Origin of the sequence: Mesorhizobium sp. M0715, assembly GCF_040320355.1 — a bacterium.
In the GTDB taxonomy this organism is placed as follows: Bacteria; Pseudomonadota; Alphaproteobacteria; order Rhizobiales; family Rhizobiaceae; genus Mesorhizobium.
The window spans coordinates 1-25,615 of record NZ_JAMYPL010000045.1; the positions used below are offsets into that span (position 1 = coordinate 1).

Below are 25,615 nucleotides of genomic sequence, written 5' to 3' on the forward strand. Positions count from 1 at the left end.
TCCTGGTCATCCTCAATGCAAAAGCACGCGATGCGCGCAACGAGTTCGTAATTGCAACTTGACACCCCAGATAGTCGCTCTCCCCCGCTTTGCGGGGGCGAGGAACCCAAGCCCTGCCACGTCCCGCCATCCTCTTCCCATCAAGATGCGGTTGGACTTAGCTTGCCAATTGGCAAATACATGCTATATGTCTGCCAATAGCGAGGCACAAAATGCAGCTTCAGTCCATCGTCACCACGCCGGCCACGGTCGGAGCCGCTATCTCGGATGAAGAAGCTGGCGCGCTGGCGCGCACCACGGTCAACCTGTTCAAGGCCTGGAATCTCACCGACCTGGAGGCCTGCATCCTGCTCGGCGGCATGTCGGCGCGGACCTGGGCGCGTTGGAAGACTGGGGCGAAGGAAGGCGGCGTCGGCAGGATCGACCGCGATCTGCGCACCCGCATGGCGCATCTGATGGGCATCCATAAGGGCCTCCGCTATCTGTTCACGGAGCCGGCGCGCGGCTATGCTTGGATACGCAAGCCCAATGCCACCTTCGGCGGCCAGTCGGCCCTCGACCTGATGCTTCGCGGCGAAATCTCCGATCTCTCGGCGATGCGCGAATGGCTCGATGCGGAGCGTGGTGCATGGTGAGTGGACTTGCGGTCAGGCGCCGCGTCGACTGGCACCAGACCTTCCGCATCATCCGCTCCATCCATCCGCCCATCGACCTCTTCGAGGACATTGCCGACCCGCGCGACTGGGAGGCGCTTGCCGCCGTCGAGGCGAAGACAAACCCGCGCATAAGGTTCGAGATCGGCGATCTCGGCAAGGTGTCGGCCGCAAGGCGGGTTTCCGGCCCCGGCGCCAGCTTCGTGATGGCGCCCTTCGTGCACTGTTCGACGCTGCGGCCGGGACGCTTTTCGGATGGCAGCTACGGCATCTACTATGCCGGCGACAGCGAGGACGTCGCGCTCGCCGAGACCATCCACCACCACCAGAAATTCATGCGTGCCACCAACGAGGGGCCGGGCTGGACGGCGGATTTCCGCGTGCTGATCGGGAGCGTCGACCGCGACCTCGATGACGTCAACGCCGTGCCCGGCGTGCTCGACCCGGACGATTATTCCGCCTCGCAGGCGGAAGGGCGGGCGCTGCGGGCAGGGGGCAGCGACGGACTGGTGTGGAACAGCGTGCGCATGCCGGGCGGCGGCTGCATCGGCATCTTCTGGCCCGATGTCATTGCCATTCCAGTGCAGGGCCGCCACTACAGCTACCACTGGGACGGCGCCCGCGTGGATTTCGTGCGCCAGCACGATACGGGAAAGGTGCTGGCCGTCACATCATAGCGGCGGACAGGCTTTACAGATGGCGGGGAAGTCGATATCCAGGTATCGATAAATCCAAGGATTCAGATATATGGATAAGAAGGGCACTTTGAACGCGCTCGCCGCACTTGGCCAGGAGACGCGGCTAGATGTCTTCCGGCTGCTCGTGCGTGCCGGCCCGGAAGGCATTCCGGCGGGCGGGATTGCAACGAGGCTCGACACGGTCCAGAACACCATGTCGGCGCATCTGAAGGTGCTCGCCCATGCCGGGCTGATCCGTCCCGAACGCGACGGAAGGACCGTGCGCTATGTCGCCGATATGACCGGCTTGCGCGACCTTCTGGCCTATCTGATGGAAGATTGCTGCAACGGCGCGCCGGAACTCTGCCGTCCCGTCATCAATGCCGTGACCTGTGACTGCTGAGGGGCTTGTGACTGTCCGCCGCGCGCCGTTCGAACAAGGAAAGCCATCATGACCGATCACGCTCTGAACACAGCTGAGGCGGTTCGGCCCGGCATCGGCTTCGTCGAGAAATATCTCACGGTGTGGGTGGCATTGTGCATCGTCGCGGGCATCGCACTTGGCCATCTGCTGCCAGGCGTGTTCGGCGCCATCGCGTCGGCCGAGATCGCCAGGGTCAACATTCCTGTCGCCGTGCTGATCTGGCTGATGATCGTGCCGATGCTCTTGCGCGTCGATTTCGCCTCGCTGGCCAGGGTCGGCACCTATTGGCGCGGCATCGGCGTGACGCTGTTCATCAATTGGGCGGTGAAGCCGTTTTCGATGGCGCTGCTGGGCTGGCTCTTTATCGGCTGGCTGTTCCGGCCGTGGCTGCCCGCCGTGCAGATCGATTCCTACATTGCCGGGCTGATCATCCTTGCCGCGGCGCCCTGCACGGCGATGGTTTTCGTCTGGTCGAACCTGACGCGCGGCGAGCCGAATTTCACGCTTTCGCAAGTGGCGCTCAACGACGCGATCATGATCGTCGCTTTCGCCCCCATCGTCGGCCTGCTGCTCGGCCTGTCGGCGATCACCGTGCCATGGGGCACGCTGATGCTGTCGGTCGCACTTTACATCGTCGCGCCGGTGATCGTCGCGCAGCTAGTTCGTGGCCGGCTGCTGGCAGCGAGGGGACAGGTCGGGCTCGATGCCCTGCTTGCCACGCTGCAGCCCTTGTCGCTGATTGCCTTGCTGGCGACGCTGGTACTGCTGTTCGGCTTCCAGGGCGAGCAGATCATTGCGCAGCCGCTGGTGATCGTGCTGCTGGCAGTGCCGATCCTGATCCAGGTCTATTTCAACTCCGGTCTTGCCTATCTGCTCAACCGCCTCAGCGGCGAGCGGCACTGCGTGGCTGGACCATCGGCGCTGATCGGCGCGTCGAACTTCTTCGAGCTGGCGGTGGCCGCCGCGATCGCGCTGTTCGGGCTGAATTCGGGCGCGGCCCTTGCCACCGTGGTCGGGGTGCTCATCGAGGTTCCGGTCATGCTGTCGGTGGTGTGGATCGTGAACCGCAGCAAGGGCTGGTACGAGAAGGGTGGCGCCGTCCGGAATACCATGTCGACTGGGAAGGCCTCGAAATGACCATCACCATCTACCACAATCCCGATTGCGGCACGTCGCGCAATACGCTGGCCATCATCCGGCAGTCGGGCGAGGAGCCGGAGGTGATCGAATATCTGAAGACGCCGCCGTCGCGACAAAGGCTAGTCGAACTGATCGCCGCGATGGGCATCACACCGCGAGACCTGCTGCGCGAGAAGGGCACCCCCTATGCCGAACTCAGCCTTGCCGACCCGAAATGGTCCGACGAGCAGATCGTCGATTTCATGCTGGCACATCCGATCCTTATCAACCGGCCGATCGTGGACAGCCCGCTCGGCGTCGTCCTTGCACGGCCGTCGGAAAAGGTGCTGGACATCCTGCCCAACCCGGAGATCGGTGCGTTCACCAAGGAGGATGGCGAGGTGATCACAGGCGCCTCGGGCAAACGCGCCGGCTGATGTTATTTCCATATTTTTCGAAATTAAGTTGACGGCGCGAAAAGTGCCGCGTAGTTTATTTCCATGAAACTCGAAAAAGCAGCTGCCCAGCTTGAAGCACTCGGCAATCCGACGCGACTTCAGCTCTATCGCATCCTGGTGCGCGCCGGTGACGACGGGCTTGCCGTCGGCAGCGTCCAGGGCAAGCTCGACATTCCGTCATCGACGCTGTCGCATCACCTCAAACGGCTGGTCGACACCGGGCTTGTCACGCAGGAGCGGCAAGCGACGACGCTGATCTGCCGCGCCAACTATCCCGGCATGAATGCGCTGATCGGCTATCTCGCCGACGAGTGCTGCGCTGACGCCGTCTGCGCGCCCGCCGTCGGCAAAGCACTGGTTTGATTTTTTTGCACTTATAATTCGAACATACCGGAAGGATCGAACCTATGGACATGATGGCAAACCTTCCCGTCGCGGTGATCGGCGCCGGCCCGGTCGGGCTGGCAGCCGCGGCGCATCTAGTCGAGCGCGGCATTCGTCCGTTGATCCTGGAGCGCGGCGAAAGCGTGGGTGCGGCGCTGCTCGATTGGGGCCATGTGCGGGTGTTTTCGCCATGGAAATACAACATCGATACGGCGGCGCGGGCGCTGCTCGACCGCTCCGGCTGGACGGCGCCGGACAGCCAGGGCCTGCCGACCGGCGGCGAGATCGTGCGCGATTATCTGGCGCCGCTTGGCCGGCTTCCCGCGATCGCCGCCAATTTGAAGCTCGGCGCCGAGGTCACCGCGATCACCCGTCAGGGACACGACAAGGTCGCCAATGATGGCCGCAAGGACGCGCCCTTCGTCATCCGCTATCGCGATGCCGGCGGCGAACACCGCGTTCACGCGCGCGCCGTCATCGACGCGTCCGGAACATGGTGGCGGCCAAATCCGATCGGCGTCGACGGGCTGCCAGTTGCCGGCGAAGGCGGGGCGTCGGCACGCATCGCCTATGGCATTCCCGACGTGCTCGGCAAGGCGAGAAAAGACTATGCGGGCAAGCGCATCCTGGTCATCGGCGGCGGGCACTCGGCTATCAACGTCGCGCTGGCGCTGATGGAGCTGCAGGATGCGGCGCTTGGCACCGAAATCTTCTGGGCGCTGCGCCACGTCAGCGTCGAGAGATTGCTCGGCGGCGGGCTGAACGACCAGTTGCCGGAACGCGGCGCGCTTGGACTGGCCGCCAGGCAGGCGATGGCCGACGGCAGGCTGAACATGCTGGCGCCTTTCGCCGTCAACCACATTGAGGCCCAAGGCGAGGGGCTCGTCATCGACGCCAGCCTGGGTGGCAAGCCGTTCAGGCTGGCCGTCGACCGCATCGTCGTCACCACCGGTTTCCGGCCCGATTTGTCGTTCCTTGGCGAAATCCGCATCGCGCTCGATCCCGTCGTCGAAGCGCCGCCGGCGCTGGCGCCGCTGATCGATCCGAATTTTCATTCATGCGGCACGGTTCCTGCGCATGGCATCGCGGAACTCGCCCATCCCGAACCTGGCTTCACCATCGTCGGCTCGAAATCCTACGGCCGCGCCCCGACCTTCCTGATGGCGACCGGCTATGAGCAGGTTCGCTCGGTGGTCGCCGACATTGCCGGAGACCATGTAGCGGCCCGCGAGGTCCGGCTGGTGCTGCCGGAGACCGGCGTGTGCAGCGCCGTCGGTGTCGTGACGGTATCGGAAAGCGCCGGCTGCTGTGGCGGGCCCGCACCCGCCGCTGTCGATGCCTGCTGCGTCAGGGATGCGGACGCCAAGGCAACCGGCGCATCGGGTTGCGGCTGCGCAACCGCGCCGGCCACCGAGACGCGAGAGAATATGGCGGCCGGCGTCGATGCCTGACCGATCCGTCCTGCGCAAGGCGATCTGGGCGCTTGGGCTGACCCAGATCATCGGCTACGGCACGCTCTATTACAGCTTCTCGATCCTGGCGCCGGCAATGGCTGGGGAGTTCGGGCTCACGGAGGGCTGGGTGTTCGGCGCTCTGTCGGCCTCGCTGTTTGCCGGCAGCCTGTTCGCGCCGACTGCCGGGCGGTGGGCCGACCGCTTCGGCGCCGGCCGCATCATGACCATCGGCTCGGTGGCGGCAGCCGTAGCGCTGGCGCTGTGCGCCGTCGCGCCCGGCCGCGTGAGCTTCGTTCTGGCATTGCTGGCGATGGAACTGGCCTCCAGCTTCGTTCTCTACAGCGCCGCCTTCGTTGCGATCGTGCAGATCGGGGTTCCCCGGCCGCAACGCAGCATCACCCATCTGACGCTCATCGCCGGGTTCGCCTCGACCCTGTTTTGGCCGCTGACCTCGGCACTGCATGTGCATCTGACATGGCGCGAGGTCTATCTCTTGTTCGCCGCGCTCAATCTCGGGCTGTGCCTGCCGATCCACGCCTGGCTGATGCGCCTGTCGCGCCGTAACGCGACGGCGGCGAGCCAAGAGCGCGGGCACGCCCCCGATGAAGGGGGCACGCGGCTCGACGCGCGGCGCGGCCGGGCCGCGTTCCTGCTGATGCTGGCGGGGTTCGCCACCGAGGGCTTCGTGCTGTCGGCGATCCTCATCCACATGGTGCCGCTGACGGCGGCGCTGGGGCTCGGAACCGCAGGCCTCTTCGTCTCGACCCTGTTCGGGCCGGCGCAAGTCGCCAGCCGGTTGATCAACATGCTGTTTGGCGGCCGCCTGCAGCAAACGCACCTCGCCGTCATTGCAGCTTTGCTGGTCACAGCCGGGCTGTGCGCACTGCTCCTGACGACGCCATGGCTGCCCGGCGCTTTCCTGTTCGTATTGCTATTTGGCCTCGGTTCAGGCCTCACCAGCATCGTCGGCGGCACCTTGCCGCTCGAACTCTTCGGTCGCGAAGGCTATGGTGCGCGGCTCGGATGGGCGAGTGCTGCCCGTCAGTTCACCTCGGCCTTCGCGCCATTCGCGCTCGCCTTCATGATGGCGCGGACATCCGTCGCCAATTCCCTGTGGGTGCTGGTCGTCGTCGCCGCGAGCGGCGTGATCGCCTTTCTTGCCATCGTGCTGCTGAGGCGGCGTGGCCGGGTGGCAGCGTTTGTGACCCATCCCGCATGACTTGGCACCTGGCCTTCTCCGGCCAGAATTGTGGATGTATACCAATTTTTGGTATACAGTGGTATCATCACGTTGGGACGAAGCTCATGCCCCGAAATACCTCTATTTCCCTTGGCGACCATTTCGCCGGTTTCATCGATACGCAGGTTCAGACAGGCCGTTACGGTTCGGCAAGTGATGTCGTGCGTGCGGGCCTGCGGTTGCTCGAAGAGCATGAGGCCAAGGTCCGTGCCTTGCAAAACGCCCTCATCGCCGGCGAGGAATCTGGCGCGCCCCTAGCCTTCGACAACACCGCATTCCTGAGCAGGATGCGGGCCAAGCATGCCAGATGAGAGCCGCCAGTATCGGCTCTCGCCGCTGGCTGAAGCTGAGCTGGAAGATATCTGGCTCTACACGTTCAAACACTGGTCGCTGGAACAAGCGGATCGGTACCACCACGGTTTGATCGATGTGATCGAAGCCCTGGCTCGCGGCGTTAAAACCGGCCGCCGCACCGATGTGCGGGAAGGGTACTTCAAATACCCAGTCGGTCAGCACTTCGTTTTCTTCCGTCTATCCGAAACGACCCTGGATGTTATCCGCATCCTGCATCAACGAATGGACATCGAACGACATCTGTGACGGGAGACGTGTGCTCGCTACTTAAGACGCGCGTAGATTTGATCGGAGTGTCAGTGCGCCGTCAGTGCCGTAGAATCTTGCTCAGAAAAGCGCGGCTGCGGTCAGTCTTGGGGTGCGAGAAGAATTCTTCCGGCGTGCCGCTTTCGACGATGGCGCCGGCGTCCATGAACACCACGCGCTGGGCGACCTTGCGGGCAAAGCCCATCTCGTGCGTCACCACCATCATGGTCATGCCTTCCTCGGCGACCGCCACCATGACGTCGAGCACTTCGGAAATCATCTCGGGATCGAGCGCCGAGGTCGGCTCGTCGAACAGCATGATCTTGGGCCGCATGCCGAGGCAACGCGCGATCGCCACGCGCTGCTGCTGGCCGCCGGAGAGCTGTGCGGGATAGGCATTGACCTTGTCGGCGAGGCCAACCTTGGCCAACAATTCACGGCCTGCTTTTTCAGCCTCGGCACGCGGGATCTTGCGGACATGGATGGGGGCTAGCGTGACGTTCTCGAGTGCCGTCTTATGCGGGTAGAGGTTGAACGACTGGAAGACGAAGCCGATCTCGGTGCGCAGCTGCGTCATGTTGGTGGCGGGGTCGCCCAGGCGTTGGCCGTCGACGACGAGGTCGCCGTTCTTGATCGCCTCCAGGCCGTTGACGCAGCGGATCAGAGTGCTTTTGCCCGAGCCGCTCGGGCCGCAGACGACGACCACTTCGCGCGGCTCGACGCTGAGCGTGATGTCCTTGAGCACGTTGAGCGAGCCGAACCATTTGTTGACGCCGCGAAAGTCGATCATACCGGTCTTGGCAAGGCCCGTTGTGGTCATGTTTTCTGGACCTTTGGGGTTGGAAGTCACAACTGCACCTCGCCATGTGCCGCGCCCATGCGCTGCTCCAGCCGACGGGCCAGCATGATCAGCGGATAGCATACGATGAAATAGCCGACGCCGACGAGGAAGAAGACCAAGAGGCCGTTGGGCACACGCTGCACCACCAGCCAGCCGACGCGGGTGAGGTCGGTGAGACCGATGGCGGAGACGACCGAAGAATCCTTGATCAGCAGCACATATTGCCCGACCAGCGGCGGCAGCACGATGCGCATCGCCTGCGGCAGCACCACCTGGCGCATGCGCTGCCAGCGCGACAGGCCGGACGCCAGCGCCGCCTCGACCTGGCCGGTCGGCACCGAGCGGATGCCGGCGACGACGATCTCGCAGATGAAGCAGGCGGCCAGATTGGTCAGCGCGATGATGCCGGCGGTGAAGGCGTCAAGCTCGATGCCGAACTCCGGCAGGATGAAGAAGATCAGGAAGATCTGCACGAGGAACGGCGTGCCGCGGATCAGGTCGACCCAGGCCCCGATCAAGCCCGAGATCAGCTGGTTGCCGCCGGTGCGCAGGATGCCGAGGCCGAAGCCGAGCAAGGTGCCGAGCACAAGGCTGATCAGCGACAGCATCACGGTCATGCCGAGGCCGCGCAGGGCCAGCGGATAGGAGCCGGCGAGGCTTTGCAGTTGTTGCCAGATCATGTCCGCGCCCCCGCCGTGCCGAGCCAGCGGCTGGAGACGCCAGCCAGTCCCTTCAGTCCGTAATAGAGCAGCAGATAGAAGGCGGCGATGGTGAGGAAACCTTCGGCCGGCATGAAGCGGTCGGAGGCGAGCAACTGGCCGGCGCGCGTCAGTTCGGCAACCGAGATCAGCGACAGAAGGGCGGAATCCTTGACCAGCACGATGGCTTGGCCAAGCAGAGGCGGGATCGTCACCTTGAAGGCTTGCGGCAGGACGACAAGGCGCATGCGCTGGACATAGGTCATGCCCGAGGCGACGCTGGCCTCGACCTGGCCGCGCGGGATCGACAAGATACCGGCGCGAATGATTTCAGCGATATAGGCACCGCTGTTCAACGACAGCGCGAGGATGCCGACGACGAGTTCCGGCAGGACGAAGCCGAGCCGGGGCAGGCCGAAATAGAGAAAATAGAGCTGCGCCAGCAAGGGCGTGGCGCGCACCGCATCGATATAGGCCTTGGCCGGCACACGAAACAGCCAGCCGCGCTGCAGATTCATGGCGCACAGCACGATGCCGACGATGAGCGCCCCTACAAAGGACAGCGCCGACAGCCAGACGGTCGTGATCAGGCCCTGTCCGAACAGCGGCAGGTATTCGACGATGGTGCGGAAACTGAAATTTTCGAGCATCGTTGGGTGCAATCCCCAGAGTGCAGGAAACGACGGATGAAGCGAAATTCCAGGCGGTTCGCGGCGCTTGAGACGCGCGCGAAACCGCCTGGGTTTTATCGCTGCTTAGTGGTCTTTCTTCCAGGCGTCGGAATTGACCCAGTAGTCGAGGTTCTTCTGCAGGCGACCATCGATGGTAACCTGGTTGAGGAACAGGTTCATCCAGACCAGCAGGTCCGGCTCGTCATAGCGGGTGGCGAAAGCAAGCGGCTCCTTCGACAGAAGGTCCGGCATGATGGTGAAGCTGCCGGCCGGATAGGCGGTCGACTGGCCCTTGACCGCCGAGACGTCGTTGACGCCGCAATCGGCCTGGCCGTTGTTGACGGCGTCGAGCAGCAGCGGACCGCCGCCCTTGTAGCTCTTGATGTCGGCGTCGGGGAAGGCTTTCTTGGCTTCCTTCTCGCCGGTGGCGCCGAGCAGCACGGCGATCTTGGTGCCCTTGGCCTTGCAGTCTTCGGTGGTCTTGAACTTGCTGTCGGCCTTGGTGAAGACGGTGCTGCCGGTGTACATGTAAGGCGTGGTGAAGGCGACCTTCATGCCGCGCGCCAGCGTCGGTGTCATGTCGGCGACCAGAAGGTCGGCCTTGCCTGACAGCAGCGCCGGGATCAGACCATCCCAGTCGAAATCGAGGAAGGTGATTTTCACACCCATTTCCTTGGCCATCAGTTCGGCCAGTTCAACCGAACTGCCGGTGCGTTCGCCATTGGCGCCAACCAGCGAGAAAGGGGGTCCCTGGGTCTGCACGGCGACACGCAGTTCGCCGCGCTTGGTGATGTCGTCCAGTGTTCCGGCTGAGGCAGCAGTGGTAAGGCCGGCGAGCGCAAGTCCGGCGATGAAAAGCTTGGCAATCTTCATTTGGTAGTCCTCCTTGTTTTATTGTTCCATGTCTTCGTTGTTTTTCACCCTTTGGGGTGCTTTTTGAGCGGCAGCGCCGTTGCCGGCGGCAGCCACCGTTCGAAAATCCTCAGTCCCAGGCCACCGTCTCGGTGACCTTGATGCCGCGTCTGGCAAGCTCGTCGAAGAAGGGTTCGTCGGGCACGTCCAGCAGCGGGTTGAGCAGGCCGGGTTTGGTGATCTCGCCACGCGCCAGCATCTGCGCCACGATGCTGGCGGGATAGCCGACGCCGAGGCTCATGCCGAACAGGCCCGAAGCGAGATCGCGCTCGATGATCAGGTCCGACGTCACTGTCTTGGCGCGGCCGTCTTCGAGGCCGGAAAAGACATTGCGCATCACGCACAGGTCCTTCTCGCCGGGACCATATTGCAGTTGCGGGCCGAGCAGCCGGCCGAGGAATTCGCGCGGGCTGTTGGAGGTGCCGGGCACCTTGTCCTCAGAGAGGAAACCGAGCTCCTTTAGCGGCGCCCAGAAGGCCGACCATCCCGGCCAGCGCAGCGTGTAGCGGCCGGAACGGCGCAGACCCTTGGCTGCCTCCAGCATCTCGACATAATGCAGCGCATCGCCATTTGGGAACGCTTCCAGCCTGCCCAGGCCCGCGACCTCGATCTCATGGATGAAAGGGTTTTCGTGCTGCTGGCCGGCCGGCACCGCGACGCGCTTTCCGCCCTCGATCATGACGCTGTCGCGGTTCTGGCTGACCAGGACCATGTCGAAATTCCAGCTCACCTTGTAGCACAGCGGCTTGGCCATCGCCTTCGGCTCGGGGATGCCGCCGCAATAGGAATCGATCGCGGTGATCGAAGAGAACTGCCTGGCGGCGCGGGCGTAGAGTACGAGGTCGATGCCGGGGTCGAGCCCGCATTCGGTCATGATCGAGACGCCGGCTTGTTCGGCGGCCGGCGCCAGATCGGCGATCGACTTGGCGTAGTTGGTGGTGACCAGCGGCGTGCGCGTGGCGATCGCGGCCTGCACCGCCTCGCGCATCAATGGCTGCGGCAACAGGTCGATGACGGCGTCGACATCATCAAGCACATTGGCCAGCGCCGGGCCGATCGCGCCTTCAGGCACGACGAAGCGCACACGGGCAAGATCGGTCAGGCCGGCAAGCCGGGCCGGGCCATCCGCTGCGGTGTCGACGCAGACGATTTCCTCGACGCCGTCGCTGGCAACAAGGTCGGCGATTGCCGCCCGGCCTTGCAGGCCGAGGCCGCCGAGTACCGCGATCTTCATGCCGGCTCCTTGCGGTCGTCCGACCAGCAGCCTTCCGGCAGGCTGACCCATTTGTTGCAGGACGCCATGACGACGAAGGTTTCGCTGCGCACGACTTCGCCGGGCTCGCCGGCACCCGGGATCAGTTCGCTAGTGACGCGGTAGAGGTCGGCGACGTCACCCGCCACGGTTACGTCGACGATGATGTCGAAGCGCCCGGTGACGACCGAGGCCGAGTTGACGAAGGGCAGTTCGGCAATGCGCTGCGCCAGTTCGCGGGCCCGGCCGCGCCCTTGGGCATTGATGCCGACAATGGCCGAGATCAGCTCGGGACGCTCGGTCAGATTCAGCAGGCCGACGATCTTGAGCAGGTTGCGGTCGAGCAGGTTGCGCAACCGCGTGCGCACCGTCGGCACCGAAATCGCCAATATCTCCGCGATGCGGTTGATGCCCGGCTGTGCATCCTGCGACAGCTGTTTGACCAGCCGCCGATCGGTCAGATCGAGATGTTCTCGCAAAGTCCCCGTCTTTCACAAAAGGAAAAAACTTTGGCGGTTTTTTTGCCAATGTGCAAACAAGCTACGTCACGGATATTGGAAAAGCAAGGCAATGATTCAGCGCTACTGGTGATAGGTGGTCGCTGTCAGGGCTCAGACCAGCGCTGCCGCCAACAGTTTTGCCTGTGGCGTCAGCTCTTCGAAGCGGCGGGCGCAGAGGTTGAGCTGGCGCGTCGCCCAGTCGTCGGTCAGCCGCAGTGTGCGCACGGAACGACCCGCCGCACTTTCCGGCACGATGGCGATGCCGGCGCCTTGCGCGACCAGCCGGCAGACATTGTCGAGGCCAGGCACGCGGATGCGGACATGCAGATGGCCGCCAAGGCGGGCCGCCTGGCGCGTGATGTGCTCCTGCAGCGCATGGCCGGTGCTGAGGCCGACGAAAGATTCGCCGAGAACCTCAGTGAGGTTGACGGTGCGGCCTTCAAGGCCGGGCCGGTTCCGCGCGGCGATCACCACCAGCCGGTCGGTGAAGAACGGTTTCTGTTCGAGATGCGACAGGCCGGCCCAGGTTGCGGCGATGCCGAGATCGGCCGCACCATTGGCCACGGCTTGCGCGATCTCATGGCTGGGGCGCTCGTCGAGATCGATGTCGATCTGGGGATGGGCGACAAGGAAAGCCGGCAGGATGTCGCGCAGCAACTCGGCTGTAGCGGCGGTGTTGGCCAGCAGCCGGACGCGGGCGCGCAGGCCGGTGGCATAGGCGGCCAGATCGCCGGTCATGGCCTCGATCTGGTTCTGCACGGCGCGCGCATGATGCAGCAGCGCATGTCCCGCCGGCGTTGGCACCACACCACGGCGGCGGCGCTCCAGGAGCGGCGCGCCGAGCCGCTCCTCCATGCCCTTGATGCGGGCGCTGGCCGACGCCAGGGCCAGGCCGGCAAGCTCGGCGCCATGGGTGATGCTGCCGCGTTCGGCCACCAGCAGGAACAGGCGGAGATCGACCAGATCGAAGCGCATTCTTTTGCTCCTGCGAATATTCAGCGCCCGGGAAGGCGATCGGCCCTCCAGCCTTCGTCCTGGCCGAAGGTTGGCAGCACAACTTCCACATTGTGATCGGCCGGGATCTTCGTCAAACAGTTTCGAAGGAGAATTGTGATGAACAAACGAACGTCAGGCCGGCTCGGCATTCTCGAAAGCACGGCGATCGTGCTGGCCATTGCCGTGGCTGGCCTTGCCATGGCGCCAGCGGGATCAGGCCTGCGGGGATGCGCGGCGACGGTCGTATCCACCAGCCGCGATGCGGCGCCGGCAAAGGCCGCCAGCCTGGATGCCGACGCAACCGATATGCTGCTGCATGACTGATCCCGCCTTGAAGATACGACCATGCTGAGCGCCGGCGTCCTCGCCTGGATCGGCGCCGTGTTCCTCGCCGCCGGCTTCGTCAAGGGCGTCGTCGGCATGGGGCTGCCGACCGTTGCGATGGGCCTGCTGGCGGTGACGATGCCGCCTGCGCAGGCCGCGGCGCTGCTGCTGATCCCGTCGTTGGTCACCAATCTCTGGCAATTGCTGACCGGCCCGTCCTTCGGCGGCCTGTGTAAGCGGCTATGGACGATGATGGCCGGCGTGATGCTCGGCACCGTTGCCGGTGCCGGGCTGCTGACCGGCACGCATACGGGCGCGGCTTCGGCCGGGCTGGGCGCCGCACTTGTGCTCTATGCGATCCTCGGCCTCGCCAAGGCCGGCTTCACCACGCCGGTGCGCCACGAAGCCTTGATGTCACCGCTGGTCGGGGTGGCGACCGGGCTGGTCACCGGCGCCACCGGCGTCTTCGTCATCCCGGCAGTGCCCTATCTGCAATCGCTGCGGCTGGAGAAAGAAGACCTGATCCAGGCGCTCGGCCTATCCTTCACCGTGTCGACGGCGGCGCTCGCCATCGGGCTGTTCAGGACCGGTGCCCTGGCGTCGCCGAGCGCGCAACTGGCGGGATCGGTCGCAGCCCTTGCGCCGGCGCTGGCCGGCATGTTCGCCGGCCAGGCATTGCGCCGGAGGATGAGCATCGAGACCTTCCGGAAAGTGTTCTTCGTCGGATTGCTGGCGCTGGGTGTCTATCTTGTGGAGGACGGTATTCTGTAGCTTGCGGCAGGCGTTCAGAATGCAGCTATCGCCTTGGCGATCGCGGCGAAAGGCAGGACCAGGGACAGCGGCGCGTCATCCAGACGGATCGCACCGTAACCTTCATACCAGTGGGCAGCCTGGTCACCTTTGGCATCGATTAGCAAGGCAACGCCGCCGAGCTCCTCCGCGACTGCCATACAGCGCTTCCCGGCGGCGAGCAGCAAACCGCCGCCAAGGCCGCGGCCTTGTATCGTACGGTCTACGGCGAGCCGACCCAGACGGTAGACCGGCACGTCATAGCGGCCAAGGCCGCGTTTGGCGACTGCCGGGGTCCTGGCAAAGTCGATCGAAGCCGGGCTGAGAGAGTAGAAGCCGAGGATGCGCAAAGGATCTTGCGCCGTCACGGCGACGAAAGTTTTTGCGCCACCGCTTTGATGACTTTGACGCGCAAAGCGCTGCAAATAGATGTTGAGGTCCGCGTCGCCACAGTCGAAGGCGGCACGGTTATGTTGTCTCCCGATCGGCACTTCTTGCCATGTGACGGAGTTCACGCGAGAGTCTGGCCGGCTTTGGCGGCGCGGATAAGGCGGTTGGTCGGGGAGGGCGGGTTTTCAAGCAGGTCGAGGACGCGCAGACTGTCCCGTTCTGACAGCGCAAGATGTTCGGCGCGTTCGATCGCAGCCTGGGCGTCACGCAGTGCGGAGCGCGTAACGAACTCGGTCAGGCCGACATTCGACAAGGCGGCCGCACGTGCGATCACGGCTTTCGCTTCGGGCGGAATCCGGAAATCGATTCGACCGTTATCACCGACGTTGCGAGGCATGGCTATCTCCTTTGTCTGCTATTATATGGTACGGATTCAATCCGTACAATATAAATCCTGTCGCTTTAGCCTCACGGGCATGTGAGGAGCGCGCTGGGCCAAATCTGTTACCGCACCACCAGCACCGCAATCTCCGTGTAGGACAGCACTTCCGCCGTCTGGCTGCCGAGAAGCAGCTTGCCCAGTCCGCGACGGCCGTGCGAGGCCATGACGATCAGGTCGCAGCGCAGGGCCTGCGACAGTTCCAGGATGGCTTCGGCGGGCCGCTTGTCCTCGACATGGACCACCTCCGCGGCCACGCCAACGGCGTCCGCCGACGCCTTGCATTTGGCGAGCACTTCCTTGGCATAGCGGCCTGCCTCTTCCTTGTAGGCGACGAGCTCATCGCCGGCGGCATAGCCGGCCATGGCGCCGCCCCAGGCGAAGATCGGGAATGGTTCCGAGACGGTAACGAAGGTGACGGAGGCGCCGAGGTCCTTGGCCAATGTCAGGCCGTGGGCAACGCCCTTGTCGGCCAGTTCCGATCCGTCCGTGGCGATGAGCAGATGTTTGTACATGATGATCTCGACTTGTTGTGCAAGGGCCCGTGCCCTTGTGGTGGCGGGAGCCTTGTAGAGGCTGGCCTTGATATAGTTGCGGCACCAGGATGATCACAGGGCCGGCCCGCCGCGGATCAAGGCCAGGCGACCACGCAGTTTTGTACCAAGCGGATTCCCCTTTGCCGCATCGTCGCTTAAGGTGCCGGACCACATCGAAAGGCATCTCATGAGCAGCGTGTATCCCCAAATCCATCTGGTCCGGCATGGCGAGACGGCATGGAGCCTTTCGGGGCAGCATACCGGCCGCACCGACATGCCGTTGACCCCGGTTGGCGAGGCCGCCGCGCGGGGCGTCGCGGATAGGCTCAAGGGCCTGTCCTTTTCGGCCGTATGGTCGAGCCCGTCGCAGCGCGCCTACAACACCAGCGTATTGGCCGGCTTCGGCGCGCAGAGCGTCAAGAAAGACGATCTGCAGGAGTGGGACTATGGCGCCTATGAGGGGCTGACGACAAAACAGATCCTGGCCGAGCGCCCCGGCTGGAATGTGTTTCGCGATGGTTGTCCAAAGGGCGAGATGGCGGCCGATGTGGGCGCGCGGGCCGACAGGATCATTGACGGGTTACGCAAGGCCAATGCCGACATGTTGGTGTTTTCCAGCGCGCATTTTTTGCGCGTGCTGGCGGCGCGCTGGATCGGGCTGCCGCCCGAAGGCGGCGCGCTGTTCGTGCTCGATACGGCAAGCATCAGCGTGCTCGGCTACGAGCATGATCTGAGCGAGCCGGTCATCCGGAAATGGAACCAGAAGTAGTGCGGCATCGGCCGGCGGTACCGCTCCGCCCTACCTGTCGAATTTCCTGATCGCCTCGGCGGTTACCGGCGTGAAGAAATTCACCAGATTGCCATCGGGGTCGCGAAACAGCAGCGAGCGATTACCCCAGGGCATTGTGGTCGGCTTTTGCACCGTTACATCCCTGAGTAGGTCCGAGAGCCTGGCGAATTCAGCATCGACGTCGCCGACGCGGAATTCGAGGATGGCCGTGTGGTTGTCGGCGGGGCGGGCGATGTCGCCGCCGAACAGCATCAAGGTGCGCGTGCTGCCGATTGCCAACGTGCAGGCAGGTGTCGCGAGTTCGGCGAAGTCTTCTGTGTACATAGTCACGGGCATGCCGGTGATCTCGCCATAGAAGCGCACGAGACGCTGGACGTCCGACGTGATGATGCGGACAGAGACGAAATTCATTGTTTTGCTCCTGGATTGCTGGAGCCGCGGCCCGGCCCATGAGTCACCTATAGGCCAGGCCTCCTGACAGCTTCCTGTCAGGAGGTGGCGCGGATGCAAGGCCGCCGACATCGACGATACTCGGGGCTCACCCCGCCAGCAGCTCCAGTTCCTCCGGCGTCAAATGCCGTGCCGTACCCTTGGCGAGGTCGCCGAGCGGCAGGCGGCCGATAGCGATGCGGATGAGGCGCAGAACCTCGACGCCGTGCGCGGCGAGCAGGCGACGGATGTGGCGGTTACGGCCTTCGTCGAGCACGATCTCCAGCCAGGCGGTGCGGCCGCCGCTGCGCAAAAGTTCGATCGAACTGGCGCTCAGGGTCTCGCCATCGACGGTCACGCCGGCGCGGAATTTGTCCAGCATCGCTGCGTCCGGCACCATGCCGATCTGCACGTGATAGGTCTTGGGCAAATGCGAGGCCGGATCCATCAGCCGGTTGGCAAACCGGGTGTCGTTGGTCATCAACAGCAGGCCTTCGCTGGCCTTGTCGAGGCGACCGACCGGGGAGACGAAGGGCAGGTCGAGCCCTTCCAGGCAGGCATAGACGGTGTCGCGCTGTTGCGGGTCGTCGCGGGTGGTGACCAGCCCGCGCGGCTTGTTGAGGACGAGATAGACCTTGCGCTCGGCAACCACCGGCCTGTCGTCGACAACGATGCGGTCACGGTCGAGGTCGACGCGCAGGGCTGCATCGCGCACGACCTTGCCGCCGACACGCACGCGGCCTTCGGCGATCAGCACCTCGGCCTGCGTGCGAGAGCACAGGCCGAGCTTCGACAGCGCCCGGTTCAGGCTGACGCCGGGCGCCGCCTGCCTGCCGCTTTGTCGTGTCTGCCGTGGTGTCATGCTGCCGTCTGTGCTGGTGGAGCCGACAAATGCCACGGGCTGCAATGGCTTCGCAAGACGCGCTGCTGCAATCGTGCGCAAAGCAAGGGGGCAGTGGCGGCATCCGCGGTTCTTGGACCGGCGATATTGTCGCCGCCGCATCCGCGATAAACTTGCTTCGCATGAGTGAGTCTCCCGACATCTCGCCGATCACCAAGACAGTCGTCATCGGTGCCGAGCCGGCCAAGGTTGGGCGGATACTGACGACGCCAGAAATGATCCCGCAATGGATGTCCGACGAGGAGTTGACCGTCAGCCTGCAAGGGCATGCCGGCGGCGCGATCGTGATGCGCGGACTGCTGCACGGAATGCCGTTCGAGAACCATGGCACCATCCGCGCTTTTGAGCCGGAAAAGAGCTTCGCGTACGGCTACTGGAGCACGCTGTCGGCCTCGCGGCTGGCGGACGTGCCCGAAAACCACACCGTGGTCAGCTTCGATCTGGCGCCGATGGATGGGGGGACGAAGCTGACGCTGACGCTCAGCGACTTCGCCGAACCGGCGATCCGTCCGCACGCCAATCTCTACTGGGGTCCGACCTTGCAAATCCTGAAGGCGGTCTGCGAGCGCGCTTGAAGGAGGGCGGGCGTCATCCCCGCGGACGGGTCGTCCGGCCCTTACTCTTTGGGGTGTCGGGCGAGAGCCAGCGCGCGGATGCGGTCGGCGACGGCGCTGTCGACCGGGTTGTAGACGGTCAGGCTCAAATCCGGCCGGCCGTCGACCGCGAAGCCCGAATATTCCAGCTCGATATCGCCGAGTTCCGGGTGTTTCAGGCGCTTTGTCCCGTCGCCGTGGCTGAGCACGTCGTTTTCCCGCCACAGCGCGTCGAATTCCGGGCTGGCGCTGCAGAGCTCGTCGACGAGTTCGCGCACCTCGGAGACAGCGCCGGCGCGTGCCGCATCGGCACGGAACGAAGCGACCACGAAACGGGCGAGGTTTTTCCAATCGTGCTGCTTGGCGCGGATGACGGGGCGCAGGAACATGAAACGCAGGATGTTGCGCTCGCCTTCGGGCAGGGCGCTGTAGTCGGTCAGCACGACCCGCGCGGCGCGGTTCCAGGCAACGACGTCCCAGGTGGCGGTCCTGACTATGGCGGGGCTGGCATCGAGTGTGTCGATGAGGCGCTGCAGCCGGGGGCTGACGCCCTCGTCGCCTCTGTAGCGGACCACGGGCGGGCGCCCCAGCCCGAGCATGAAAAGATGTTCGCGTTCCGCCTCGGTCAGCAGCAGCCCCTTGGCGATGCGATTGAGGACATCGGCCGAGGGTGCGCCGCCGCGGCCCTGCTCCAGCCATGTGTACCAGGTCGGGCTTATGTTGGCGCGCTGGGCGACCTCTTCCCGGCGCAGTCCCGGCGTGCGTCGGCGGCCCGAAAAGCCGAAGGAAGCCGGATCGAGCCGCGTGCGCCGGTCTTTGAGGAACGCTGCCAGCGAGCCGGCGGAATTGGAGGGCATCCTGTTAGTCATTATACCATGATAAGATCACTACTTTAATAGAATAATAGACCAGCAATATTACGCAGGCAACTAGTGCAGGAGATTTTGCATGCGTATCTTTCTCACCGGCGCGACCGGTTTCATCGGTTCGGCGCTGGTTCCCGAACTCATCCAGGCGGGCCACCAGGTGGTCGGCGTGACCCGCTCCGACGCCGGCGCCGAGGCGCTGGCCGCCGCGGGCGCCGAAGTGCTCCGGGGGACGCTCGAGGATCCCGAGGGGCTGCGCGACGGCGCGGCCAAGGCGGAGGCTGTGATCCACACAGCGTTCGACCACGATTTTTCGCGGTTTGCCGAAAATTGCGAAAAGGACAAGCGCGTCATCGCCGCACTCGGCGCCGCCCTGGCCGGCTCCGACCGGCCGCTGGTGATCACCTCCGGCGTCGGCATGGGCAGCCCCGGGCATGGCGAACTGGCGATCGAGGACGTCTTCAATCCCGGCCATCCCAATCCGCGCATCGCCTCGGAGCTGGCCGGCAATGCCTTGCTGGACGCCGGCATCAATGTGTCGGTGGTGCGGCTGCCGCAGGTCCACAATCCGGTCAAGCAAGGGCTTATCTCGCCGCTCATCGAAATCGCGCGTGAAAAAGGCGTCTCGGCCTATGTCGGCGAAGGCCGCAACCGCTTCTCCGCGGGCCATCTCCTCGACGTCGCGCGGCTTTACCGGCTGGCCGTGGAAAAGCGGCAACCGGGCGCGCGCTATCACGCGGTCGGCGAGGAAGGCGTCGAGGTGCGGGCCATCGCCGAGGCGCTTGGCCGGGGCCTGAAATTGCCGGTCGTTTCCATCGCGCCGGAAAGAGCGGCGGAGCATTTCGGCTGGATGGCGATGTTCGCGCCGATGGATCTGCCGGCCTCCAGCGCGCTGACCCAGCTACGGCTTGGCTGGCATCCGACCGGCCCGACGCTGATCGCCGATCTCGACGCCATGCGATACGCTGCTTGATCGACTGAAGCATCGGCGCTGAAGCTGACGATACAGGGGCCGGTAATCTTCAGTCAGATTGCCGGCCCTTCTGTACGAGGCGGTCAGCCCTCATCCAGGAGTAACTGCGTAACGCAGATGGACAAGTCCATGCGCCAGCGCTTCGCAGCTCTTCAGGGACAACTGCATCTTGCCCGGCAGGCCACTCTCGCCGAACTCGACGAACGCCTGGTTCGCGGCCCGTCCATCGATCGCGGGTGCGACGAGAAGGCTCAGTTCATCGACGAGCCCGGCCGCAAGGAACGAGCCGTTGATGCCGGCACCGCCCTCGAGCAGCAGCCGGCGCATGCCGAGTTCGCGTCCGAGCACCTCGACCATCGCGGCGAGATCCATATCCGCCGTTTCCGCGACGATATAGGACACGCCGTCGGATGCGAGCTCGGCCAGATGGCTGTCGGCAACGTCACGCCCAAGCAGCACCACGACATGGTCGCCGCCGATGTCGGGTTTGGAAAAATGAAGCTTGCCCGAGGCATCGAGCGCCACGGCATAACTGCCCGCATCCCTTTGCGCGAAATGATAGGGCCGGTCGACCTTGCCGGTATTGGCCGGCGGATGCGCGCCGGCCTTGCTCATCTCGGCCATGGTGACGCGGCCGACGATCCAGGCGTCAGCCGCGAGATCATTGTGGATATGCTCGTAGAGGCTCGACCACTCCGCCCGGGTCCCGTCCGGACTTGTCGTGTAGCGGCTTGGATGAAGGCTGCCGTCGAGTGATGCGAGCATATGGCAGATGATTTGCGGCTTCATCGGGTCACGCCGCTTCAAGCGCCATCACTTTTTCAGCGGCCTTTGCGAGAAACCCGGATCGGGTATAGCCATGAGCTTCGGCAAAGGCATCGATCCTTTGGAGAATGTCGTCCGGAAGCGTCACGTTGATACGCACTGTTTTCCTGGTCTGGGTCTGGGCCGAGACCAGGATTGCAACACCGTCGCGATTATCGGCGTCCGCCATCACAGCCTCCAAACTGGAGGGTTCAGGAACAGCCCCGCCATCCTCGACCAACCCTTCGATGTGGAGGGCGAGGGCCTCTTCAGCCATGGACCGGGCGTCATCCAGATCCTTGCCGGCGGTAATCACGCCTGGGAAATCAGGGAAAGACACACCGAAGTCGCTGTCGGCATCCTTATGGATAAGTCCGATATACTGCTTCATGGCCGTCACCTCAGTTTCAGTCCAGATTGTTTTTCGATGCTGCGCAGGGTGCCTATTGGAATATCGCGCTTGGGATGAGGGACGGTGACCCGCCCTAGCCTGTCGCGGTGTTTGAATTGCGCATGACTGCCCCTTCGGGCAACTTCAACCCACCCATCAGCTTCCAACAGGCGGATAATGTCGGCGCTTTTCATGTGTATTTATACACATTTAATGATGGCCTTTCAACAAGGAATATGAAGTCAGTCAACGCCAAATAGGCCGCAGGAGGCGAAGCGCCGTGTCTACTGTGCTGGGAAGCATGCCGCACGATCCAAAAATCCGACAATTCCGATAATTTGCCGGACGGCGCTGTTATATCGAGGTTGCACAAATGGTTGGCGCTGGGTTAGCATCCCTGTGCAGGCGTCGGTGGGAGGCTCTTTTTACAGCGGCGGCCAGCTGGAGCGGCATGCGTTTTCGGGCGCAGGGAGGATGCTCCACACTTTGAACCGACGCATGATCCTTCCTGAAACCGATCCGGTTTTCGGGCGTGCGTCCTTGTGGAGGAGGATCCCATGAACAGACGTGAATTCCTGCTGTCGTCCGCGGCTTTCGGCGCCATGATGGTTGCCGCGCCCTCGGTGTTTGCGCAGGACAAGCTCACCATCCTTGGCTCGGTGCCCAGTCTCGGCTTTCCGTTCTTCGTGCACATGCTGAACGAGATCAAGGCGGAAGCCGCCACGCAAGGCGTCAATCTGACCGAAAGCGACGGCCAGAACTCGGCCACCAAGCAGACCGCCGACATCGAGGCCGCCCTGGTGCAGAAGGTCAACGCCATCGTCATCTCGCCGCTCGACGTCAACGCACTGGCGCCGGCCATCGAGGAAGCGGTCAAGGCCGGTGTTCCCGTAGTGACGATCGACCGCCGCGTCGACGGCGTCGAGGGCATCCTCGCGCATGTCGGCGCCGACAATGTGAAGGGCGGCGAGGCGGAAGCCAACGCCGTGGTGGCGGCGTTCCCGAACGGCGCCAAGCTGTTCCATCTGCAGGGCCAACCCGGTGCCGGCCCGGCGATCGACCGCAACAAGGGCGTGCACAATGTGCTCGATCCCTTGAAGGACAAGTATCAGATCGTCTTCGAGCAGACCGCCAACTTCGCCCGCGCCGAGGCGCTGTCGGTGACTGAGGCCGGCCTTGCCGCCAACGGCAAGCCCGACGCCATCGTCTGCGCCAATGACGACATGGCGCTCGGCGCCATGGAGGCCTGCGCCGCTCGCAACTTCACCGACGTCAAGATCTACGGCTTCGATGCACTGCCGGAAGCGCTGGTCGCGGTGCGCGACGGCAAGCTTGCGGGCACCGTCGAGCAGTTTCCCGGCGAGCAGTCGCGCACCGCGGTGCGCATCGCGGTGGCCTTTGCCAAGGACAAGACCGAGCCGCAGGAGAAGCTGGTGCTTTTGACGCCGATCGTCATCGGCAAGGACAATCTCGACAAGGCGGAGAGGATTGGCGAGACGAAGTAGGGCGATTTGGCGGGGATCGGCCGATTGGCAAAGCCGGTGGGACAGCACCCCCCTCTGTCCTGCCGGACATCTCCCCCGCAAGCGGGGAGATTGGCTGTCCGTCCTGCTTTCGCCAATCTCCACACCGCAGGAAAAGCGCTACCAGCAAAGCTGCCGATCTCCCCCCTTGCGGGGGAGATGGCCGGCAGGCCAGAGGGGGGTGTTCAAGTGCTGAGCGTGCCGGCATGAACTGCATCAGAGGAGCAACCCTTGCCAGCTGAAGCCGCATCGCCCGAGCCCATCCTGCTTGCCGTCGAGGGCATCACCAAGCATTTCGCCGGCGTCACCGCGCTGAGCGATGTCTCGCTCGACATCCGCCCCGGCGAAATCCTCGGCCTGCTGGGCGAAAACGGCGCCGGCAAGTCCACGCTCTTGAAAATCCTCTCGGGCGTCATGCCGCCGTCGGGCGGCCGCATCACTTTCGACGGTGCCGATTATCATCCATCCAGCCCGCAGGATGCCAAGCGGCTCGGCATCGTCACCATCTACCAGGAACTGAGCCTGATCCCGACGCTGACTGTGGCGGAAAACATCTTTATCGGCCGCGCGCCGATCGGTCCGCTCGGGCTGGTCAGTTGGAGGCGCATGGAGCAAGAGTCGCGCTCGATCATCGCCCGCGTCGGTCTCTCCATAGACCCGATGACGCCGGTGTCGGCGCTGTCGGTGGCCGAACAGCAACTGGTCGAGATTGCCCGCGCCCTGTCGCTGAAAAGCCGGCTGATCATCATGGACGAGCCGACCTCGGCGCTGACCGAGACCGAGGTGCAGCGGCTGCTGTCGATCATGGATCGGCTGCGCAAGGACAAGGTCGCCATCATGTTCGTCACCCACCGGCTGGAGGAAGCGTCCGCCATATGCGATCGCATGACGGTGCTGCGCGACGGGCGGCTGGCCGGGCATCTTAACCGCGAGGGCGGACCGATCGCGCTGCCCAAAATCATCGAGAAGATGGTCGGCCGCGCGGCGTCCGAGCTCTACGCCCGGCCGGCGCAGCGCGCGGTGGCCGGCGATATCGTGCTGTCGGTGCGCGGCCTGCGCACCGTTCGCGACCCCGAGGCGCCCCACGCCATCGTGCTCGACGGCGTCGACATCGACCTCAAGGCCGGTGAAATCCTCGGCGTCGCCGGGCTTGTGGGGTCCGGCCGCACGGAACTGGCGCGCGCCATCTTCGGCGCCGACCGCATCGCGGCCGGCACCATCACGCTCGACGGGAAGCCGATCGCCCCGGCATCACCCGCGGACGCCATTGCGCTCGGCATCGGCCTGCTACCGGAGGACCGCAAGCACCAGGCGATCTTTGCCGCGCTGGGCATCCTGCCGAATTTCTCCATCGCTTCGCTGGGCAGCTTCAGCAACGGTTTCGGCTTCATGGCCGAGCGGCGCGAGCGCGATGCGCTGTCCGGGTTTCGCAAGATGCTGTCGATCCGCATGGCTTCGGCCGAGCAGGCGATCGAAGGCCTGTCGGGCGGCAACCAGCAGAAGGTGATCCTGGCGCGCTGGCTGGCGCGCGATCCGAAAGTGCTGATCGTCGACGAGCCGACTCGCGGCGTCGATGTCGGCGCCAAGACAGAGGTGCACCAGATCCTGGTGCAGCTTGCGGCGCGCGGCATTGCGGTGATGATGATTTCGTCCGAGCTGCCCGAGGTGCTTGCGGTGTCGGACCGCATCGTCACCATGCGCCGGGGACGCATCACCGGCCAGATGCCGGGCGTCGAGGCAAACGAGGAAAGACTGATGGAACTGATGGCACTCGACCGCAAGGAGATACTATGAGCGTGGCGGGGGAACAGGATCAGCGCGGCGGTATCAACTTCGCGCGGCTTTTGATGAGCTTCGGGCCGCTGCTGTTCTTGGTGGCGCTGATCATCGTCTTCACGGTGCTGAAGCCGAGCTTCATGGACCCGATCAATTTGTTCAACATCACAAGGCAGATCTCGATCACCGGGCTGATTGCGCTCGGCATGACCTTCGTCATCCTCACCGCCGGCATCGACCTGTCGGTCGGTTCGCTGCTCGCCTTCTGCGGTATGGTCGCCGCCGTGGTCGCCAAGGGCGGCTCCGCCAACACGCTGTCGCTGTCGACGAGCGGCACGCAAGGGTTCGGCTGGTTCGCAGCACTCTTGGCCGCCGTCGTTGTGGGCGCTGCTGCCGGCGGGGTGCAAGGGCTTGTCATCACCCGGCTAAAAGTGCCGCCCTTCGTCGTCACGCTGGGCGGGCTGACGGTGTTTCGCGGGCTGACGCTGACCATCTCAAACGGCGGCCCGATCTCGGGCTTCGACGCCTCGATGCGCTGGTTCGGAACCGGGCTGATCGGCCCCGTGCCGGTGCCGGCGCTGATCTTCGCCGCGGCCGCCATCCTGTGCCACATCGTGCTGCGCTACACGCGCTACGGCCGAGCCGTCTATGCCGTCGGCGGCAATGCCGAGGCGGCAAGGCTGTCGGGCCTGCGCGTCGACCGCATCCTGATCTCGGTCTATGTCATCGTCGGCTTTTTTGCCGGGCTTGCCGCCTTCGTGCTGTCGGCGCGGCTGAACTCCTCCGAAGCAGTCGCCGGTATTGGCTACGAGCTGACGGTCATCTCGGCCGTCGTCATCGGCGGCACCTCGCTGTTCGGCGGCATCGGCTCTGTCGGCGGCACGGTGGTGGGCGCCGCGCTCATCGGCGTGCTGCAAAACGGGCTGCAGTTCAACAACGTCTCGTCCTACACGCAAAGCATCGTCATCGGGCTCATCCTGATCCTGGCGGTGGCGTTCGACCGGTGGCTGAAATCGCGGGTGAGAAGGTGAGGAGCAAAGGGGGAGGAGCGGTTGGCGCCCAGGCGCCCCCCTCTGCCCTGCCGGGCATCTCCCCCTCAAGGGGCCCGTTGCGTTATTAAGTTATACGGGCAAGGAGGGAGGGTCAGGCCAATGTGGGGTGCCTTGCGGCTCGGGTTTGAGGCCGGATTGGCTGGGGTTTGACGGGTTCGGC

34 protein-coding genes are annotated in these 25,615 nt (G+C 64.3%); 18 read left to right on the plus strand and 16 right to left on the minus strand.

The features are described 5' to 3' along the window. Positions 1–212 precede the first annotated feature (212 nt). The 10 genes from NKI21_RS31115 (at position 213) to NKI21_RS31160 (ending at position 7,009) form a co-directional block, all read left to right on the plus strand. Positions 213–635 carry an antitoxin Xre/MbcA/ParS toxin-binding domain-containing protein gene (locus NKI21_RS31115; protein ID WP_352610833.1) on the plus strand — a complete coding sequence of 141 codons (423 nt, stop codon included), beginning with the start codon at positions 213–215 and terminating at the stop codon, positions 633–635. Next, entirely contained in the window at positions 629–1,330 is a 702-nt protein-coding gene (locus NKI21_RS31120) for an RES family NAD+ phosphorylase (protein WP_352869071.1), read from the plus strand. The genes NKI21_RS31115 and NKI21_RS31120 overlap by 7 nt, the downstream gene beginning before the upstream one ends. Before the next feature lie 70 nt (positions 1,331–1,400). After that, positions 1,401–1,733, plus strand: coding sequence for an ArsR/SmtB family transcription factor (locus NKI21_RS31125; protein WP_352869074.1), 333 nt, complete (start codon positions 1,401–1,403; stop codon positions 1,731–1,733). A gap of 48 nt (positions 1,734–1,781) precedes the next feature. Beyond that, positions 1,782–2,891, plus strand: a complete 1,110-nt coding sequence (arsB, locus tag NKI21_RS31130) for an ACR3 family arsenite efflux transporter (protein ID WP_502896796.1) — start codon at positions 1,782–1,784, stop codon at positions 2,889–2,891. Beyond that, entirely contained in the window at positions 2,888–3,310 is a 423-nt protein-coding gene (gene arsC, locus NKI21_RS31135; protein ID WP_023809326.1) for an arsenate reductase (glutaredoxin), read from the plus strand. The genes arsB and arsC overlap by 4 nt, the downstream gene beginning before the upstream one ends. A gap of 63 nt (positions 3,311–3,373) precedes the next feature. Beyond that, a complete protein-coding gene (locus NKI21_RS31140; protein ID WP_023809325.1) occupies positions 3,374–3,694 on the plus strand; it encodes an ArsR/SmtB family transcription factor in 321 nt (106 codons plus the stop codon). 50 nt (positions 3,695–3,744) lie between these two features. Further along, positions 3,745–5,166, plus strand: a complete 1,422-nt coding sequence (locus tag NKI21_RS31145) for an NAD(P)-binding domain-containing protein (RefSeq protein ID WP_502896798.1) — start codon at positions 3,745–3,747, stop codon at positions 5,164–5,166. Continuing rightward, a complete protein-coding gene (gene arsK / locus NKI21_RS31150) occupies positions 5,159–6,388 on the plus strand; it encodes an arsenite efflux MFS transporter ArsK (protein WP_352443130.1) in 1,230 nt (409 codons plus the stop codon). Before NKI21_RS31145 ends, arsK begins: the two co-directional genes overlap by 8 nt. Positions 6,389–6,474: 86 nt before the next feature. Next, positions 6,475–6,720, plus strand: coding sequence for a type II toxin-antitoxin system ParD family antitoxin (locus tag NKI21_RS31155; RefSeq protein ID WP_352443129.1), 246 nt, complete (start codon positions 6,475–6,477; stop codon positions 6,718–6,720). Further along, positions 6,710–7,009 carry a type II toxin-antitoxin system RelE/ParE family toxin gene (locus NKI21_RS31160; RefSeq protein ID WP_352443128.1) on the plus strand — a complete coding sequence of 100 codons (300 nt, stop codon included), beginning with the start codon at positions 6,710–6,712 and terminating at the stop codon, positions 7,007–7,009. Before NKI21_RS31155 ends, NKI21_RS31160 begins: the two co-directional genes overlap by 11 nt. 61 nt (positions 7,010–7,070) lie before the next feature. Here NKI21_RS31160 and NKI21_RS31165 read toward each other — a convergent pair whose 3' ends face one another. The 7 genes from NKI21_RS31165 to NKI21_RS31195 form a co-directional block, all read right to left on the minus strand. Further along, the gene (locus NKI21_RS31165; RefSeq protein ID WP_502896797.1) at positions 7,071–7,829 is read right to left on the minus strand and encodes an amino acid ABC transporter ATP-binding protein; all 759 of its coding nucleotides are present in this window, start codon (positions 7,827–7,829) and stop codon (positions 7,071–7,073) included. A gap of 26 nt (positions 7,830–7,855) precedes the next feature. After that, positions 7,856–8,530 (minus strand): amino acid ABC transporter permease, encoded by a 675-nt coding sequence (locus NKI21_RS31170; RefSeq protein WP_023813259.1) that lies wholly within the window; start codon positions 8,528–8,530, stop codon positions 7,856–7,858. Beyond that, positions 8,527–9,198 carry an amino acid ABC transporter permease gene (locus NKI21_RS31175; RefSeq protein WP_023813260.1) on the minus strand — a complete coding sequence of 224 codons (672 nt, stop codon included), beginning with the start codon at positions 9,196–9,198 and terminating at the stop codon, positions 8,527–8,529. Before NKI21_RS31175 ends, NKI21_RS31170 begins: the two co-directional genes overlap by 4 nt. Before the next feature lie 105 nt (positions 9,199–9,303). Continuing rightward, positions 9,304–10,092, minus strand: a complete 789-nt coding sequence (locus tag NKI21_RS31180; protein ID WP_023813261.1) for an ABC transporter substrate-binding protein — start codon at positions 10,090–10,092, stop codon at positions 9,304–9,306. A gap of 109 nt (positions 10,093–10,201) precedes the next feature. Next, on the minus strand, positions 10,202–11,365 hold the full coding sequence (locus NKI21_RS31185) for a saccharopine dehydrogenase family protein (protein ID WP_352869083.1): 1,164 nt from the start codon (positions 11,363–11,365) through the stop codon (positions 10,202–10,204). Continuing rightward, positions 11,362–11,862 (minus strand): Lrp/AsnC family transcriptional regulator, encoded by a 501-nt coding sequence (locus NKI21_RS31190; protein WP_023813263.1) that lies wholly within the window; start codon positions 11,860–11,862, stop codon positions 11,362–11,364. The genes NKI21_RS31185 and NKI21_RS31190 overlap by 4 nt, the downstream gene beginning before the upstream one ends. Positions 11,863–11,994: 132 nt before the next feature. Next, on the minus strand, positions 11,995–12,858 hold the full coding sequence (locus NKI21_RS31195) for a LysR substrate-binding domain-containing protein (RefSeq protein ID WP_352869086.1): 864 nt from the start codon (positions 12,856–12,858) through the stop codon (positions 11,995–11,997). Between the two features lie 138 nt (positions 12,859–12,996). Between NKI21_RS31195 and NKI21_RS31200 the strand changes: the two genes are divergently transcribed. Continuing rightward, complete coding sequence (locus NKI21_RS31200) at positions 12,997–13,203, plus strand: hypothetical protein (RefSeq protein ID WP_023813266.1); 207 nt, start codon at positions 12,997–12,999, stop codon at positions 13,201–13,203. Positions 13,204–13,224: 21 nt separating this feature from the next. Next, positions 13,225–13,974: a sulfite exporter TauE/SafE family protein gene (locus NKI21_RS31205; RefSeq protein ID WP_023813267.1), complete on the plus strand. Its 750-nt coding sequence runs from the start codon at positions 13,225–13,227 to the stop codon at positions 13,972–13,974. A 14-nt stretch (positions 13,975–13,988) separates the two neighbouring features. On the opposite strand, the gene NKI21_RS31210 is transcribed toward NKI21_RS31205, so the two are convergent. From NKI21_RS31210 to NKI21_RS31220, 3 genes are all read right to left on the minus strand, one after another. Then, positions 13,989–14,507 carry an acetyltransferase gene (locus NKI21_RS31210; RefSeq protein WP_023813268.1) on the minus strand — a complete coding sequence of 173 codons (519 nt, stop codon included), beginning with the start codon at positions 14,505–14,507 and terminating at the stop codon, positions 13,989–13,991. Beyond that, positions 14,504–14,779 (minus strand): type II toxin-antitoxin system TacA family antitoxin, encoded by a 276-nt coding sequence (locus NKI21_RS31215; protein ID WP_023813269.1) that lies wholly within the window; start codon positions 14,777–14,779, stop codon positions 14,504–14,506. The genes NKI21_RS31210 and NKI21_RS31215 overlap by 4 nt, the downstream gene beginning before the upstream one ends. Before the next feature lie 107 nt (positions 14,780–14,886). Beyond that, positions 14,887–15,336: a universal stress protein gene (locus tag NKI21_RS31220; RefSeq protein ID WP_023813270.1), complete on the minus strand. Its 450-nt coding sequence runs from the start codon at positions 15,334–15,336 to the stop codon at positions 14,887–14,889. Positions 15,337–15,544: 208 nt separating this feature from the next. Here NKI21_RS31220 and NKI21_RS31225 point away from each other — a divergent pair, with 208 nt between their 5' ends. Beyond that, the gene (locus tag NKI21_RS31225; protein WP_128305600.1) at positions 15,545–16,126 is read left to right on the plus strand and encodes a histidine phosphatase family protein; all 582 of its coding nucleotides are present in this window, start codon (positions 15,545–15,547) and stop codon (positions 16,124–16,126) included. Between the two features lie 30 nt (positions 16,127–16,156). Here NKI21_RS31225 and NKI21_RS31230 read toward each other — a convergent pair whose 3' ends face one another. Together NKI21_RS31230 and NKI21_RS31235 are read right to left on the minus strand one after the other, a co-directional pair. Further along, positions 16,157–16,558: a VOC family protein gene (locus NKI21_RS31230; protein ID WP_127296300.1), complete on the minus strand. Its 402-nt coding sequence runs from the start codon at positions 16,556–16,558 to the stop codon at positions 16,157–16,159. A 127-nt stretch (positions 16,559–16,685) separates the two neighbouring features. Further along, positions 16,686–17,438 carry a pseudouridine synthase gene (locus NKI21_RS31235; RefSeq protein ID WP_031213612.1) on the minus strand — a complete coding sequence of 251 codons (753 nt, stop codon included), beginning with the start codon at positions 17,436–17,438 and terminating at the stop codon, positions 16,686–16,688. Positions 17,439–17,599: 161 nt separating this feature from the next. Here NKI21_RS31235 and NKI21_RS31240 point away from each other — a divergent pair, with 161 nt between their 5' ends. Then, on the plus strand, positions 17,600–18,052 hold the full coding sequence (locus tag NKI21_RS31240; RefSeq protein ID WP_352443117.1) for an SRPBCC family protein: 453 nt from the start codon (positions 17,600–17,602) through the stop codon (positions 18,050–18,052). Between the two features lie 41 nt (positions 18,053–18,093). Here NKI21_RS31240 and NKI21_RS31245 read toward each other — a convergent pair whose 3' ends face one another. Beyond that, complete coding sequence (locus tag NKI21_RS31245; protein ID WP_352443116.1) at positions 18,094–18,927, minus strand: helix-turn-helix transcriptional regulator; 834 nt, start codon at positions 18,925–18,927, stop codon at positions 18,094–18,096. A 91-nt stretch (positions 18,928–19,018) separates the two neighbouring features. Between NKI21_RS31245 and NKI21_RS31250 the strand changes: the two genes are divergently transcribed. Then, the gene (locus tag NKI21_RS31250; RefSeq protein ID WP_352443115.1) at positions 19,019–19,909 is read left to right on the plus strand and encodes an SDR family oxidoreductase; all 891 of its coding nucleotides are present in this window, start codon (positions 19,019–19,021) and stop codon (positions 19,907–19,909) included. A gap of 90 nt (positions 19,910–19,999) precedes the next feature. On the opposite strand, the gene NKI21_RS31255 is transcribed toward NKI21_RS31250, so the two are convergent. From NKI21_RS31255 to NKI21_RS31265, 3 genes are read right to left on the minus strand one after another with little or no spacing between them, the layout of a single operon-like run. Next, positions 20,000–20,698: a RibD family protein gene (locus tag NKI21_RS31255; protein WP_352869094.1), complete on the minus strand. Its 699-nt coding sequence runs from the start codon at positions 20,696–20,698 to the stop codon at positions 20,000–20,002. A gap of 4 nt (positions 20,699–20,702) precedes the next feature. Next, a complete protein-coding gene (locus NKI21_RS31260) occupies positions 20,703–21,104 on the minus strand; it encodes a type II toxin-antitoxin system HicB family antitoxin (RefSeq protein WP_128305606.1) in 402 nt (133 codons plus the stop codon). Between the two features lie 5 nt (positions 21,105–21,109). Then, complete coding sequence (locus NKI21_RS31265; protein WP_127326556.1) at positions 21,110–21,298, minus strand: type II toxin-antitoxin system HicA family toxin; 189 nt, start codon at positions 21,296–21,298, stop codon at positions 21,110–21,112. 363 nt (positions 21,299–21,661) lie between these two features. Here NKI21_RS31265 and NKI21_RS31270 point away from each other — a divergent pair, with 363 nt between their 5' ends. From NKI21_RS31270 to NKI21_RS31280, 3 genes are all read left to right on the plus strand, one after another. Next, complete coding sequence (locus NKI21_RS31270) at positions 21,662–22,609, plus strand: substrate-binding domain-containing protein (protein ID WP_128305608.1); 948 nt, start codon at positions 21,662–21,664, stop codon at positions 22,607–22,609. Between the two features lie 249 nt (positions 22,610–22,858). After that, positions 22,859–24,421 (plus strand): sugar ABC transporter ATP-binding protein, encoded by a 1,563-nt coding sequence (locus NKI21_RS31275; RefSeq protein ID WP_352869099.1) that lies wholly within the window; start codon positions 22,859–22,861, stop codon positions 24,419–24,421. Further along, positions 24,418–25,434, plus strand: a complete 1,017-nt coding sequence (locus NKI21_RS31280; protein WP_352443288.1) for an ABC transporter permease — start codon at positions 24,418–24,420, stop codon at positions 25,432–25,434. The genes NKI21_RS31275 and NKI21_RS31280 overlap by 4 nt, the downstream gene beginning before the upstream one ends. Positions 25,435–25,615: the final 181 nt, after the last annotated feature.